Genomic DNA, 14,772 nt, shown 5'->3' with positions numbered 1-14,772 from the left:
TCGATCGGAGTTATCCATGAGCAAGAAAGACAAACGTTCGGTCGTCGCCGAGGAGCTTCCCTATCGCCCCTGCGTCGGCATCATGGTTCTGAACCACGCGGGCCTCGTCTGGGCGGGCCGGCGCATAAGCCAGGGCAATAGCGAATATGACGGCTCGCCGCAGCTCTGGCAGATGCCGCAGGGCGGCATCGACAAGGGCGAGGACCCGCTTCCCGCCGCCTATCGCGAGCTCTACGAGGAAACGGGGATGCGCTCCGTCACCTTGCTCGCCGAGGCACAGGATTGGATCAATTACGATCTGCCCGCGCACCTGATCGGCATCGGGCTGAAGGGAAAGTATCGCGGCCAGACCCAGCGCTGGTTCGCCTTCCGCTTCGACGGCGACGAAAGCGAGATCGCCATCAACCCGCCGCCGGGCGGATACGCGCCGGAGTTCGATGCCTGGGAATGGAAGCCGATGGCGGACCTTCCCGGCCTGATCGTGCCCTTCAAGCGTGCTGTCTACGATCGGGTCGTCGCGGAGTTTACCCATCTGGCCAGAGTGGCGACCGAACGGCTCTGACCAGCGGGAGCGGGCATCCCATTCGGCCCGTTGCCATGCGAGACGGCTTCATGAACGCAATGAAAAACCCGGCAAAGCGGATGCTGCGCCGGGTTTTTATGTTCAGGTAAAGCCGATTATTCGGCGGAGTCGGCAGATTCCGCGTTCAGAAGGCCGTAACGCTCTTCGCCGATCTTCGCCAAGAGATCGAGTTGGGTTTCGAGGAAGTCGATATGGCCTTCCTCGTCCATCAGAAGCTCTTCGAAGAGCTTCATCGAGACGTAGTCGCCGGCCGCATGACAGATATCGCGGGAAGCCTTGTAGGCCGTGCGGGCATCATACTCGCCGGCAAGATCGGCCTCGAGGACTTCCTTGACGTTCTGGCCGATGCGCAAGGGGGCAACTGTCTGCAGGTTGGGGTGGCCTTCGAGGAAGATGATGCGATCGATGAGACGATCGGCATGCTGCATTTCCTCGATCGATTCCGCCCGTTCCTTTTTCGCGAGCTTCTTGAAGCCCCAGTCGTCCAGCAGGCGATAATGCAGCCAATACTGGTTGACTGCGCCCAACTCGAGAAAAAGTGCCTCGTTAAGCCGCTCGATGACCTTTGAGTCGCCTTTCAATGTCCGCTCTCCTGTTTTCCTCATGGAATTGTCTCAAGCGGGACATATATACGACCACCTCGTCTTCCGTCGAGTGGTGCGCGGCGTGATATTCTTCGGTTGTGCGGATGATCAGGTCGACAACGCCCGGGAAGCAGCCGCAGCAGCGGCCGCGTTTGGCCATGGCATGGTAGACCTTTGACGGTACGATGAGCTGCCAACAGTCTTCGTCAAGGAGCTGCGTGATGACGTCCTTGATTTCCCTGTCGGTGATGTAATTGCAACTGCAAACCAGCATTCTCGGTCGACCTGCCAAACATGACCTGTAACATCCTCTTTTTGCGAAAGCGGACAGGAGATGTCAAGAAAGAATCGACATATATGAGTCACTTCTTAAGGGAGGCTGTTGTAATCCCTTCTTCTACCTTCGTGTTATTACAGCAGCATTCAGTGGAAATTGCGGCCTTTCGGCATGACACTCCCTGGTCCGGTTCCGTAGGAATCGTGGGCTCCGGTTTCCTTCGCGCTCTCCCTGCCTGCCCCCTCCATTCCATTGGAGCGTCTTTTCTGCCGATGCTCGCCGCTGGACTGCAACACTTCATCGGAGCTGACCGACACGCCGAACCGCCTTGCTTCCTTCTGCAGCAGTCCCAGCATCGGGGTAATATCCTCGATATGCTCGACTACCGTATGGATGACGCCGCTCTGGCTTTGCAGTCTGCCATGGATCTTTACGAGGCGCGCGCCCATGACGACCGGGCGATATTTGTCGAATGTCTTTTTCCAGACGATTGCATTCGCGACACCGGTTTCGTCCTCCAAGGTCATGAAGATGACCCCCTTGGCAGAACCTGGCCGCTGCCGCACGAGAACGAGCCCACCGATCGTCACCGTCTGCCCGTTCGGAACCGTCAACAGATCGACACTGCGCTTGACGCCCATCTGCTTGAATTCTTCGCGAAGGAAGGAAACGGGATGCCCTTTCAACGAAAGCGACAGATATCGGTAGTCCTCGATCACCTCTTCGCCCGGCAGCATTCCGGGAAGCTTTGCTTTCGGCTCCGGCCGGAGATCCGCACCATCGGCGAGCTCGAACAAGGATCTATTCTTCGCCGAATTCCTTGCATCCAGTCCCCGAACCGCCCAAAGCGCGTCACGGCGCGGTAGCCTCATGCCTTTGAAGGAATCGGTAAAAGCATCCGCATCCGCAAGACGCTCGATATCCGATATGCTGAGCCCCGACCGAAGCCAGAGATCATGGATGGACGTATATCCTTCCCCGCGATTGGCGATGAGCTTGTCAAGCACGTCATCTTCGGAAAGACCTTTGACCCGGCGGAAACCCAGGCGCACGGCATATTTCGTCTTGATGACATCACGCATGGACTCGTGACGCCTGTCGATTGCGGTTCTATCGAACGGAGCCTCCTCAAGAGTGCAGTCCCATTGCGACCTGTTGACATCAACGGGAAGAATTTTCACCCCATGCTCACGCGCATCGCGAATAAGCTGTGCCGGCGCATAAAACCCCATCGGTTGCGAATTCAGCATCGCCGCGCAGAAAACGTCCGGGTAATAGGCTTTGATCCAGGACGAAACGTAGACGAGCAGGGCAAACGAAGCCGCGTGGCTCTCCGGGAACCCATATTCGGCAAATCCTTCGATCTGGCTGAAACAGCTTTCCGCAAATTCCCTGGTGTAAATTCCTTTCTTAAGTATCCCCCCTACAAAGTCGCGCCTAAATTCTTCGACACGTCCCGACCGTTTGAAAGTTGCCATCGACCGGCGAAGCTTGTCGGCCTTTTCAGGAGAAAAACCGGCCGCAGTAATGGCAATCTGCATTGCCTGCTCTTGGAAAAGCGGGACGCCAAGCGTCCTCTCCAATACGTCTTCAAGCTCGGGACTGGGATAATCGATAGGCTGATTTTTTCTGACAGCTTCCCGCCGCTTCAAATAGGGATGGACCATGTTTCCTTGAATAGGGCCTGGACGAACGATCGCGACTTCGACAACAAGATCATAAAATTCTCTTGGCCGAAGCCGTGGCAGCATGCTCATTTGAGCACGGCTCTCGATCTGGAACACCCCGATCGTATCAGCCCGGCAAATCATGTCGTAGACATCGTCCCGCTCGTCCTTTTGAAGCCCGTCTAGGGTCGCCTTATACTGGTAATGCACTTCCATGAGCTCGAACGCTCTCTTCAGGCAGGTCAGCATACCCAGGGCCAAAACGTCGATCTTCAGGAGCTTCAGCGTATCGAGATCATCCTTGTCCCATTCAATCATGTAACGGCCGGGCATTGCCGTCTTCATGATCGGGACGACTTCATCGAGACGGTCGCGCGTGATCAGAAAACCGCCGACATGCTGGGTGAGATGACGCGGAAACCCCATGAGCTCCTGGGCATGTGACATGACTTTTAATGTTGTGGCATCTTCCACATCAAGCCCAGCCGCTTTCGCATCCCGCTCCGAGAGAGCGTCTTCCGACCAACCCCAGACAAGGCTGGAAAGGGCGGCCTGTACATCCCCCGACAGGCCAAAAGCCTTGGCGACTTCACGCCCCGCCATCCGGGTCCGATAACTCGTGACTGCTGCTGTCAAGCCGGCATGGCGATAGCCGTAATGCTCATAGATATATTGGATGACCTCTTCGCGACGAGCATGTTCAAAATCGACATCGATATCCGGCGGTTCATTACGCTGTGTTGAAATGAACCGCGCGAAAAGTAATTTTGTCGTGGTTGGATCAACCTCGGTGATCCCCAGGCAGTAACAGACCGTTGAATTGGCCGCCGACCCGCGCCCCTGACACAGGATTTTCAATACATGCCGAGCATGCCAAACGATGTGACGAACCGTCAAAAAATAGGGTTCGTATTGCATTTCCTTGATGAGACCCAGCTCATACCCGATTTGATCTAAAACGGTCTCAGGAATCTTCTTCGGATATCTGCGTCTTGCCCCCTCCCACGTCAGTCGTTCCAGGGTTTCCGACATGGGTTTCGCCTGGCACAGTTTCATCCGGATAATTATGCTCCAGCTCTTCAAGAGAGAATTTGAGCTGGCCGGCGAATTTCCGGGTGTTCGCGATTGCATCCGGGTATGCATGAAAAAGCCGAGCCATCTCGGCCACCTGCTTGATGCAGCGTTCTCCATTCGGAGCCAGGCGAAAACCGGCCTCCTGAATTGTAACATGTTCTCGAATGGCCGTTATGACATCCGATAGCGACCGCCGTTCGGGAAGATGGAAGAGCGGCTGGTTGGTTGCAATCAATGGCAAGCTGTTTCGAGAGGCGATCTCGGCAAATGACGCAAAAACAAGCCTGTCCCGCCCATCATAGGTGGGAGACAAGGCAAGATAGACGTTCTTTTTGAACTTGCTTCGATAAGCCTTCAGTTTTTCGCTCAGGTCTGCCAGATAGGCGCCATCTTCAGCGCGGGAAAAATCCGGCACGACCGCAAGCCTCATCTCGTCGCACCATTCCAGGAAGTCCCATTCCTCAAGAATGCAGGAGCCTTTTTCGGTCCTCAGATTTCCCCGGCTCAGGAGCCGACAGAGATTAGCCCAGCCTTGACGGTTCTTCGGATAGGCTAGGACATCCGGCGTATCGTCCGAGAAGACAAGTCGGGCTCCGGGATGGAAAGCACAGGGCCAGACAGCATCTTCTTCATCCTCCTTTTTGCCCTGCTCCTGCTGCCGTTTATAAGTCTCCTTCATCTCACGGACTTGATTATGCGCCCGCACCACGCCTGCAACCGAATTGCGATCCACGATCCCAAGACCGGAAAGCCCCAGAATACTGGCGGTCAACACCATCTCCTCCGGTCTGGCTGCGCCTTCCAGGAAGGAAAAATTGCTTTTGGCGCCGATCTCGAAAAAAGCAGCAACGTCCGTCATGCGAAGATTCCATGGACGTGCCAGGTCGGCGGTTCATTCTTAGGGTTGTAGCGACCCTTTCTGAAAATCCAGAAGCGGCGGCCCACCTCGCTTTCGAGCCGGAAATAGTCGCGCTCCCCGGCGCTTTCCTTGTCGACCCACCATTCCGGCGAAATACGTTCCGGACCTTCTGCGCGGATTACCTTGTGGACGGTACAGCGCCAGCGGAAGCGCTGGGGAGGTCCGTCCGGCACTTCCGCCGCAAAGGCTTCCATGAGTTCGGGATGACGGAACAGCCGCAGGGGGCGATCGGCTTTCGGTGCAAAGGCAAAAACCTCCTCGGTCTTTTCCGGAGCGACTTGCACGGCAATGGCCGGAACGAAAATCTGGGCGCGTTCCGGCATATGGCTCTGGCGGAGTTCAGCCACTTGCAGACAGTCCGCCCCCAATCGCGCCGAGGCCCGATCGATGAAATCCGCCAGTGAAATTTTGCCCTCGTCCTCGCCGGTGAAATCGCCCTGATCCGTCCTGAACGGATCGTGCTGCAACACGTTGAGGCGCAAGAGTTCGAAACCGTATCCGGCATCAATACCGTCATAAATCGCGGTCAAACGCTCGGCAAACAGTGCGGAGATACGGCACGGATCGCGGAGCGGTCGTGATGCGCCGGCGGCGATGCGGAAAACCCGGCCATCGACCCGGAACAGGACGAGTTCGAAAACCAAGCCGCCTACGCCGCGCGCTTCCAGCCCCGGCTTTAGGGAACTGGCGATCTGGCCGGTCAATTGAAGGATATGGTCTTCCGCCTGGATCGGCTCGGCAAGTTTTCGCTCAGCGGAAAGTGCCGCCACCGGCCGGCGAGGCGAAATGGCCTCCTCGTTCACACCCAAGGCCTGATCCAGGCGAAGCAGAAGCTGTTTTCCGAAGCGGCGGGCGAGCGGTGCACGCGGCAGCGGCAGCAGGTCGCCGATCCGCTTCAGCCCGAGCTTGTAGAGCGAGGCGATCGTTGCGCCGTCAATCCTCAGGGCATTGACCGGCAGCGGCGCCAGAACCTCTCCCATCGGCCCCTCGGCAATCACCCCGCCCCGGCCGAAGCGACAGGCGGCCCAGGAAAGGCCGGGTGAGGAAGAAATCGCTCCCCTGACATCGAAGCCCATGTGGAGAAGCTGGCCGAGCACCTCCTTGAGCAAGACGTGTTCGCCGCCGAAGAGATGTGCGCAGCCGGTAATATCCAAAAAGAGACCATCGCGTCCGTCCAGCGCCACCAGCGGGGTATAACGGTCGCACCAGTCCGCAATCGCTTCGAGCAGAGCACGGTCGGCCGCCTCGTCCTCATCCACCACGTCGATCTTCGGGAACATCGCGCGCGCTTCCGCCAGACCCTGTCCGCGTTTAAGGCCGAGCCGCTCGGAAACCTCGTCCAGCGCCGTGAGCCGCATCGCGTTTTCGCGCCGCCCCGCACAGAGGATCGGCGGGTGCTCAGGACGCTCTTTCAAGCGCCACGACATCCCCCAGAGCCGGCGCGCGATCCTGTCGGTCGCCAGATGCGGGAAGACGAGCGCCAGGATGCGCTGGCGGGTTGCGGAAAGAAAAAGCCTCTCCTGTGTCTTGGCCAAGGGAAAATTGACGGTCATGGGGGTTCCACTCCAGAAGTAAGGACAGCGGAGCCGGGTTACGGCTCTTCTCCAGGGTGAGTTTGAAAACAGGATGACCGATGCTGCCGCCAAGCAGGGATCCATCCGCAAGATGCCGGTGAGCCGCCGGCGCCGGTTCGACAAGGAAGCGGAAGGAAGCGCTGCTCGCTTCCTCCTCCCCCGCATGCCGCACTAGAAAGAGCGGCCGGCCCGCGGCCTTTGCCCTGAGACCCAGCCTGCGGCTTTCGGTGAGGCCGAAATGCCTGGGGTTTCCCCGGATCTCGAGAATGGTGGCGACAACAGCCCCGCTGGCCACCGCGGTCTCCGCAAGCCACAGGGCATCGTCCAGCTTGCGCGGCGAGGCGTAAAGAACATCCCGCGGGCTCAATCCGAACTGTTTGAGGCCGACGGAATAGGGGATACCGGCTTCCTGCGTGGAGACGACATCGCCGATCCAGAGAACCGGCGCCTCGCTCGGTTGTCTCGCTTTGAGATGAGATGCCAGCGAGAGAGCAAAGCCGCTTGCGGCCCCGGCATCTCCCATCAGCAGCGAGCGGATTTCCGTGATGCCGTCGAGCGGCAGACCGCCTTCCAATGCGGTGTCCATCTGCGTTATGCCGAATGGCAGACGGGGTGGGTTTTTCTTGGATGTCCTGCCCTCCGGATCGGCAGCCGAGTCCGCCTGTTCCGCCGCGGCAAGCGCCGGCAGAGATTTTCCTTCCAGTCTGGCGATCTGTTCGCGCAGGGCAAAAAGCGCCTCCTGCGCCGTGGCGTGCTCTGCCATGGTGTCAGCTCCATCCGTAATGTTCTCTTTATGTTCCTATGGATTCCAGAGCTGCCTATAAGAGTCAACAACCAAATCCTGGGAATCTTTTCCTGGGATCCTAGGCCGATGATTCTTCACTCGAAAAATATCGCGGGAGGTACTATATGGGCCTGATAAGAAGGAGAGCCTATGGCCCGCATCGACCAGACCGACGATTGGCAGGATCGCCACGCGCCGACGATCAGCACATTCGAGTCGTTGGCGATCGAGGCCTATGGTCACTTACCGGAGGAATTCCGGGCTCTCACCGTCAACCTGACGATCGAGATCGAGGATTTTCCGGACGACGACGTTTTCGAGGACATGGCGCTCGAGACGCCTTTCGACCTGCTCGGCCTTTTCGAAGGCCGCGGCATTTCCGAGCGGTTCAACATGGAAACGGGCGAATTGCCGAACCGCATCCGGCTTTACCGCCGGCCGATCCTCGATTACTGGGCGGAAAACGAGGAAACCCTGGGCGATATCATCACCCATGTGCTGATCCACGAGATCGGCCACCATTTCGGCCTCAGCGACGACGACATGGAGCGCATCGAGGCCAGCGCCGAGGAAGCCGCCCAGCGCTGATCCTCTGACTGGAGCCTATTGCTCGCCGAGCTTCATCTCGGGATCGTATTCCTTGCCGTGAACGGTTTTTGTCACTGCCTGGCCGCACTGCATCTCGCCGGTCGTGGCGTTGAAGGCATAGGTCGGTGAGCCGGACAGTTCCCAGCCCTTGTTCAGCGCCGCCGTCACCTTGTGGCAGAAGGAGGAATCGTCGGGACCGGTGAGGAAGCGATACAGTTTCATGGCGTTTTCTTTCTTTCAGCGATGATCCGGGCCGTGGCGGCAAGTCTTTCGGCCTCCACCAGATGCAGCCTTTCGACCATCTTGCCGTTCAGGTTGATGATGTTGAGATGTTGCGCTCCCGGTTCCGCAAAGGCGGCAATTACCGCCTCCGCCTCTTCCACGGCACGGGGGTCGGGTCCGAAATGCCGGTTGGCGGGTTCGATCTGGGCCGGATGGATCAGCATCTTGCCGGAAAAGCCCATGGCGCGGCCCTGGGCACATTCCGCTTCGAAGGCTTCCGCATCGCTGAAGTCGTTAAAGACGCTGTCGATCACCTCGATGCCATGGGCGCGGCCGGCGAGCACGATCTGCATCAGCCACGGCACCAGATAGGCCCGGCCGGGCTGCGGCAGCACGCCGGTTTCCTTGCGCAGGTCGTTGAGGCCGACCACGAAACACTGGAGCCGTTCGTCGACAGGAGCAATCGCCGGCGCATTCAGGACGCCCTTCGGCGTTTCGATCATCGCCCATATCGCAAGACTGTCCGGAACCCCGGCCTCGGAAAGGATATCCGCCACCGCCTGGATCTGCGACATGTGCTCGACCTTGGGGATCAGCACCACGTCGGGGCAAACCTCGGTGACGAGATCCATGTCCGCCTTGCCGAACTCGGTTTCGAGCGGGTTGATGCGGATGATCGCTTCCTTGCCCTTGAGCGGATTTTCCCTAAACAGCCGGCGCAGGTTGTCGCGGGCCTCGCCCTTCTTTTCCGGCGCAACCGAATCTTCCAGGTCGAAGATCACCGCGTCGCAATCCAGCCCATGCACCTTTTCCAACGCCCTCGTATTGCCGGCCGGCACACTCAGGATCGAGCGGCGAAGAGGAACGGAGGAATAATTGATATCGGTCAAGGCGGTCATCGGCGCTTTGTGCCAATCTTTTTGATCTGCGGCAATACCGCGCTGCGCAAAAGCCCTTGCAAGAAAGGGCGCAAGGCCCCACATTCCTCGATGAGAAAGGTATATACCATGCAAAATATTCGCGTATTCTTCGTCATCGTTTCGGCCATTGCCGTGCTCGCCATGGCAGCGCTTCTGACGGCTTCGCTGACCGTCGCATTCGCGGGCATCCTCGCGGTTCTGTCCATCGGACGCGCGCTTTCGGCCCGGCTGAAGCCGGTTCCTGTGCGAGCCAAGACGAACAAGCGCGAAATGCGTGTCTGGAACGACGGGCGCGGCACGATCATCGACCTTTGATCGCGCCGAAGCGGTAAAGAGACGAATGCGCCGGTTTCCGGCGCCTCGGCGTACCGGTTCACGCCAAACAGGCCTTCAAATCCGCGTCGATTTGCTTTATGGCAGCTTCCGCAGATAAGTCCACTGGAGGCAGATCATGGAAAAGTTCACCAAGCTCACCGGCGTTGCAGCGCCGCTTCCGGTCATCAATATCGACACGGACATGATCATTCCGAAGGATTACCTCAAGACCATCAAGCGTACCGGTCTTGGCAAGGGTCTCTTCTCAGAAGCCCGCTACAGGGACGACGGTTCTGAAAATCCCGATTTCGTGCTGAACAAGCCGGCCTATCGCAACGCCAAGATCCTGGTTGCGGGGGACAATTTCGGCTGCGGTTCCTCGCGCGAACACGCGCCGTGGGCGCTTCTCGATTTCGGCATCCGCTGCGTCATTTCGACGAGCTTCGCCGACATTTTCTACAATAACTGTTTCAAGAACGGCATCCTGCCGATCGTCGTTTCCCCGGAAGATCTTGAAAAGCTGATGGACGATGCCGAACGCGGCTCGAACGCCATCCTCTCGATCGACCTGGAAGCCCAGGAAATCACCGGTCCGGATGGCGGCTCGATCCATTTCGACATCGATCCCGGTCGTCGCCACATCATGCTCGAAGGCCTCGACGACATTGCCTCGACGCTGAAGAGCGATGCCGCGATCAGCACTTTCGAGAACAATAACCGAGCCGCCCGCCCCTGGCTCTGATTTCCGGAGCATCCTGATGGTCAAGCGGATTTCCTCCGGATCGCCCTTCGAAGCGCGGATCGGCTATTCGCGCGCCGTGGTGGACCGCGACATGGTCTATGTCTCCGGCACCACCGGCTACGACTATGCCCGGATGGAAATGCCCGCAGACGCTGCCGCCCAGACGCGCAACACGCTCGGCACGATCGAAAAGGCGCTGAAAGAGGCCGGCAGCGGCCTTAAGGACGTCGTCCGGGTGCGCTACTACCTCACCGACATGGCGGATTACGATGCCATCGTTCAGGTTCTCGGCGAGACCTTCTCCGAGATCCGGCCGGCGGCGACCATGGTCGTCTGCGGTCTGACCACGCCGGAAATGAAGATCGAGATCGAAGTGACTGCCCGTATCGGCGCCGGCAGTCCCTAAAACCTTTCCAGCCTCGTCCTTTGGCAGGCTCGGACGAGGTTTTGCCAAGCGCGGAGATCCCGCGCGGGAGGACACGAGCCTGCGAAACCCGCAAGGATACGAAAACGATATGGCAAAGAACCTCTTCCTCCTTCCCGGCGACGGCATCGGCCCCGAGGCCATGGGCGAAGTCCGCAAGATCATCGCTCACATGAACAGCGCCATGAAGGCCGATTTCGTCCTCGACGAAGGTCTGGTCGGCGGCTGCGCCTACGATGCGCATGGCGCCGCCATTTCCGAAGAGGACATGGCCAAGGCGATGGCAGCAGACGCGGTTCTCTTCGGCGCCGTCGGCGGCCCGAAATGGGACCACGTTGCTTATGAGGTGCGTCCGGAAGCCGGCCTCTTGCGCCTGCGCAAGGACATGGAACTGTTCGCCAACCTGCGTCCCGCCATCTGCTACCCGGCGCTTGCCTCGGCCTCCTCCCTGAAGCCGGAACTGGTCGAAGGCCTCGACATCCTGATCGTCCGCGAGCTCACCGGCGGTGTCTATTTCGGCGAGCCGAAGGAAATCATCGACCTCGGCAACGGCCAGAAGCGCGGTATCGATACCCAGGTCTACGACACCTACGAGATCGAGCGCATCGCCGGCGTCGCCTTCGAGCTTGCCCGCACCCGCAAGAATGCCGTCTGCTCCATGGAAAAGCGCAACGTCATGAAGTCGGGCGTGCTCTGGAACCAGGTCGTTACCGCCACCCACAAGGAAAAATATTCCGACGTCAAGCTGGAGCACATGCTGGCCGATGCGGGTGGCATGCAGCTCGTCCGCGCTCCAAAGCAGTTCGACGTCATCGTCACCGACAACCTGTTTGGCGACATGCTCTCCGACGTCGCGGCCATGCTGACCGGCTCGCTCGGCATGCTGCCCTCCGCGTCGCTCGGCGCACCCGATGCCAAGACCGGCAAGCGCAAGGCGCTTTACGAGCCGGTGCACGGTTCGGCGCCTGACATCGCCGGCACCGGCGTTGCCAACCCGATTGCCATGATCGCCTCGTTCGCGATGTGCCTGCGTTACTCCTTCAACATGGTCACGGAAGCCGACAACCTCGAAAAGGCGATCGCCAACGTGCTCGATCAGGGCATCCGCACCGGCGACATCATGGCCGAAGGCGCCCGCAAGGTCGGCACCGCCGAAATGGGCGATGCGATCCTCAGGGAATTCGTAAGCCTTTCCGCCTGATACACTGATCGGTGTCTTTCCGTCGCACGACGGAAAGACACCTCGACATTTGGCGTTCGGCATCCTGCTACCCATATCGCGAAATCTATGGGAAGAAGCGGCGCGGGATCGCTCCCGCGTCACGGATGAAGGCCGATGAAACGGACAATCGAAAAACTGAGACATCGGCGGTATCGCCATCCGTCCGGGCCGCCGTCGCCGCGCTGGCTGTCTTATGCGCTGGTCACGATCAACCTGATCCTGATCGCCTTTTTCCTGCTCGATGCGCCGGTCGGCTCCTATGCCGCCCATACGCCCAACGTGCTGCTGCCGATCGGCAAGGCGATCACCGATTTCGGCACGTCCGGCTGGATTCTTTTTGCGGCCGCGATCCTCTTTTTCGAAGCCCTCGCCGTCATCCGGCTCGCACCCCGCCTGAGGGCCCGCTTCCAGGCGATGCTGGTCAGCCATGTCGCGGCTTACATCTTTGTGGCCGTTGCCGGCTCAGGCCTTCTCGTCAACCTGGTGAAGCGTATCATCGGCCGCGCCCGCCCCGTCCTTTACGAGCAGTGGGGCTTTCACGGCCTGAGCCCCTTTTCCGGCTCCCGTTTCGAAAGCTTCCCTTCCGGTCACGCAACCACGGTCGGCGCGTTCCTGATGGCACTGGCGCTGCTCGCGCCGCGCTACCGCCTGTTCTTTCTGATCATGAGCCTCTGGCTCGGTTTTTCGCGTGTCATCGTCGGAGCCCATTATCCGAGCGACGTGATTGCCGGCCTCTCCTTCGGCGCCTGGTTCTCGGTGATCATGGCGATCGTCTTTTCCCGCTACGGGCTGCTCTTCCGGCAGGAGCCTGACGGCTGGCCGGTTCTGCGCCGGTCGGTTCCCCTGCTGATACGCCCCGACTGGACGAGCACGCCCTTGCCCCCGCGTGGCATGCCGCCGAAGCGGAGAGACTAAATACTCAAGGCGTGTCGCGCAAAACGGCAAGGATTCCGGAGCATCATTAAGCCGAAGCGTAGGTGCCGGATCAAAGATACTGGCTCGAATTCCATAAGAACCTTCAAAAGTAAAAGGGCCCGGCACATTGTACCGGGCCCCTTTTTTATCTGCTGATCTTGCCTCAGTGAGCGAGATCAACGTCCCGTTTCTCGCGGACGAACAGCAGGCCGATTACGACCGTCAAAAGTGCAAAGATGACGGGATACCAGAGTCCTGCGAAAATATCGCCGGTAGAGGCGACGATCGCGAAGGAAGTGGCCGGCAGGAGGCCGCCGAACCAGCCGTTACCGATGTGGTAAGGCAGGGACATGGCCGTATAGCGAATGCGGGTCGGGAAGAACTCGACCAGGGCAGCAGCGATCGGGCCGTATACTATGGTGACGTAGATCACCATGATCGTCAGGATCGCGATGACCGTCAACGACTGACCGTTAGCCAAGGCGGAGAAAAAGCCGCTGACCTTGACCTTGCCCGGGTCGTTTGCCGCCGGATAGCCAGCCGCAACCATAGCCGGGCCGAGCGCTGCATTGAAGGCTGGGGCATCGGTGAAGGATATCGGTGCTCCGCCATTGACGACGAGCTGGGCCGGAGAGCCCGCAGGCGCGTCCACCAGCGTGTAGCGGAAAGCCTGAGTTGACATGGTGCGGCGCATCACATCGCAAGGCGTCGTGAAGGTGCGGATGCCGACCGGGTCGAACAGGGAACCGCAGGTGGCGGGATCGGCCCTGACTTCAGCCTTCACGGCTTCGATCGCCTTGGAATAGGTCGGGTTGGCCGCCGTTGTCAGGGCGCTGAACAAAGGGAAGTAAGTTGCTGCCGCGAGAAGGCAGCCCGCCAGGATCACCGGCTTCCTTCCGATCCGGTCAGAAAGAGAGCCAAACACCAGGAAGAAGGGTGTTGCGATGATCAACGCCCAGGCGATCAGCACGTTGGCCGTCAGAAGGTCGATCTTCAGCACAGTCTGCAGGAAGAACAGGGCGTAGAACTGGCCCGTGTACCAGACGACCGCCTGGCCGACCACGAGGCCGAACAACGCGATCAGCACGATCTTGCCATTGCCCCAGTTACCGAAAGCTTCCGACAGTGGCGCCTTGGACTGAGTGCCTTCCTCCTTCATTTTCTTGAAGAGCGGTGATTCATTCATCTGCAGACGAATGTAGATCGAGATGATGAGCAGGATGATCGACAGGAGGAAGGGAATACGCCATCCGCCCTGGAGACCGAAGAAGATCGTCTGCGTGGTCTGGAATGCTTCCTCACCGAGATTGATGCGCAAGGTCACAATGACGAAAAGCGACAGCAGCAGACCCATCGTGGCCGTGGTCTGAATCCAGGCCGTGTAGAAACCTCGCCTGTTGCGGGGCGAATGTTCGGCGACATAGACCACCGCGCCGCCATATTCACCGCCGAGCGCCAAACCCTGAGCCATGCGCAGTGCGACGAGAATGATGGGTGCGGCGACACCGATCTGGTCGTAGCTCGGCAGAAGGCCGACCGCGAAGGTCGACAGGCCCATGATCAGGATGGTGAGAAGGAAGGTGTATTTACGTCCGACGAGATCGCCGAGACGACCGAAGACCAAGGCGCCAAAGGGGCGGACCAGGAAGCCGGCGGCAAAGGTCAGCAGCGCGAAGATCGCCTGCGTTGCCGGCGGGAACTGCGAGAAGAACTGCTTGCCGATGATCGCAGCCAGCGTTCCGTACAAATAGAAATCGTACCATTCGAAGACGGTGCCGAGCGAAGAGGCGATAATCACCTTCCGCTCCTCGGCCGTCATCGGTTTGGTCCTGGTGCCAATCGCTGTTGCGACATTTGCCATTGTGGTCCTCCCTCAAAGGTGAAACTCGCGTGCCGGCTCCGAGCCCGTTCCCTCCAGGGCCTGGATATGGCGACGCATTGTCACAGATTGACAGAATTCAA

The 14,772-nt window shown here is 59.3% G+C and carries 13 protein-coding genes and 2 pseudogenes; 7 read left to right on the top strand and 8 right to left on the bottom strand.

Annotated features, from left to right (window positions below; all coding sequences use genetic code 11):
- The first annotated feature begins 16 nt into the window (after positions 1-16).
- Positions 17-562: an RNA pyrophosphohydrolase gene (locus ACZ9EJ_RS19140; protein ID WP_046641800.1), complete on the top strand. Its 546-nt coding sequence runs from the start codon at positions 17-19 to the stop codon at positions 560-562.
- Positions 563-678: 116 nt separating this feature from the next.
- Here ACZ9EJ_RS19140 and bfr read toward each other — a convergent pair whose 3' ends face one another.
- From bfr to ACZ9EJ_RS19115, 5 genes and pseudogenes are all read right to left on the bottom strand, one after another.
- Positions 679-1,164: a bacterioferritin gene (gene bfr, locus ACZ9EJ_RS19135; RefSeq protein ID WP_113283845.1), complete on the bottom strand. Its 486-nt coding sequence runs from the start codon at positions 1,162-1,164 to the stop codon at positions 679-681.
- Positions 1,130-1,533 (bottom strand): annotated as a pseudogene (locus ACZ9EJ_RS19130) ((2Fe-2S)-binding protein). The gene bfr and the pseudogene ACZ9EJ_RS19130 overlap by 35 nt, the downstream one beginning before the upstream one ends.
- 57 nt (positions 1,534-1,590) lie before the next feature.
- Positions 1,591-5,044: pseudogene (locus ACZ9EJ_RS19125) on the bottom strand (error-prone DNA polymerase).
- A complete protein-coding gene (locus ACZ9EJ_RS19120; RefSeq protein WP_046642617.1) occupies positions 5,041-6,462 on the bottom strand; it encodes a Y-family DNA polymerase in 1,422 nt (473 codons plus the stop codon). The pseudogene ACZ9EJ_RS19125 and the gene ACZ9EJ_RS19120 overlap by 4 nt, the downstream one beginning before the upstream one ends.
- A gap of 40 nt (positions 6,463-6,502) precedes the next feature.
- Positions 6,503-7,441 carry an ImuA family protein gene (locus ACZ9EJ_RS19115; protein ID WP_046642616.1) on the bottom strand — a complete coding sequence of 313 codons (939 nt, stop codon included), beginning with the start codon at positions 7,439-7,441 and terminating at the stop codon, positions 6,503-6,505.
- A gap of 171 nt (positions 7,442-7,612) precedes the next feature.
- On the opposite strand from ACZ9EJ_RS19115, the gene ACZ9EJ_RS19110 reads away from it, so the two are divergent.
- On the top strand, positions 7,613-8,050 hold the full coding sequence (locus ACZ9EJ_RS19110; RefSeq protein ID WP_007764405.1) for a metallopeptidase family protein: 438 nt from the start codon (positions 7,613-7,615) through the stop codon (positions 8,048-8,050).
- Between the two features lie 15 nt (positions 8,051-8,065).
- Here the strand turns inward: ACZ9EJ_RS19110 and ACZ9EJ_RS19105 are convergent, their stop codons facing one another.
- Together ACZ9EJ_RS19105 and ACZ9EJ_RS19100 are read right to left on the bottom strand one after the other, a co-directional pair.
- Entirely contained in the window at positions 8,066-8,272 is a 207-nt protein-coding gene (locus ACZ9EJ_RS19105; RefSeq protein ID WP_046634666.1) for a DUF1737 domain-containing protein, read from the bottom strand.
- Entirely contained in the window at positions 8,269-9,171 is a 903-nt protein-coding gene (locus tag ACZ9EJ_RS19100; protein WP_046642620.1) for an HpcH/HpaI aldolase/citrate lyase family protein, read from the bottom strand. Before ACZ9EJ_RS19100 ends, ACZ9EJ_RS19105 begins: the two co-directional genes overlap by 4 nt.
- Positions 9,172-9,279: 108 nt before the next feature.
- Between ACZ9EJ_RS19100 and ACZ9EJ_RS19095 the strand changes: the two genes are divergently transcribed.
- The 5 genes from ACZ9EJ_RS19095 to lpxE all read left to right on the top strand — a co-directional run bounded on the left by ACZ9EJ_RS19095 (position 9,280) and on the right by lpxE (position 12,810).
- Positions 9,280-9,507 carry a hypothetical protein gene (locus ACZ9EJ_RS19095; protein WP_037086236.1) on the top strand — a complete coding sequence of 76 codons (228 nt, stop codon included), beginning with the start codon at positions 9,280-9,282 and terminating at the stop codon, positions 9,505-9,507.
- A gap of 136 nt (positions 9,508-9,643) precedes the next feature.
- The gene (gene leuD, locus ACZ9EJ_RS19090) at positions 9,644-10,249 is read left to right on the top strand and encodes a 3-isopropylmalate dehydratase small subunit (protein ID WP_046642615.1); all 606 of its coding nucleotides are present in this window, start codon (positions 9,644-9,646) and stop codon (positions 10,247-10,249) included.
- A 16-nt stretch (positions 10,250-10,265) separates the two neighbouring features.
- Complete coding sequence (locus ACZ9EJ_RS19085) at positions 10,266-10,655, top strand: RidA family protein (protein ID WP_046634662.1); 390 nt, start codon at positions 10,266-10,268, stop codon at positions 10,653-10,655.
- A gap of 109 nt (positions 10,656-10,764) precedes the next feature.
- Entirely contained in the window at positions 10,765-11,874 is a 1,110-nt protein-coding gene (leuB, locus tag ACZ9EJ_RS19080) for a 3-isopropylmalate dehydrogenase (protein WP_046642614.1), read from the top strand.
- 135 nt (positions 11,875-12,009) lie between these two features.
- The gene (gene lpxE / locus ACZ9EJ_RS19075) at positions 12,010-12,810 is read left to right on the top strand and encodes a lipid A 1-phosphatase LpxE (RefSeq protein WP_046642613.1); all 801 of its coding nucleotides are present in this window, start codon (positions 12,010-12,012) and stop codon (positions 12,808-12,810) included.
- Between the two features lie 163 nt (positions 12,811-12,973).
- Here lpxE and ACZ9EJ_RS19070 read toward each other — a convergent pair whose 3' ends face one another.
- Positions 12,974-14,671 carry an MFS transporter gene (locus tag ACZ9EJ_RS19070; protein ID WP_046634658.1) on the bottom strand — a complete coding sequence of 566 codons (1,698 nt, stop codon included), beginning with the start codon at positions 14,669-14,671 and terminating at the stop codon, positions 12,974-12,976.
- Between the last annotated feature and the right edge of the window lie 101 nt (positions 14,672-14,772).

This window comes from Neorhizobium sp. USDA 3394, from assembly GCF_056280385.1.
Note: the sequence above shows the minus strand (reverse complement) of the source record. Positions and strands in the feature narration are given on the sequence as shown.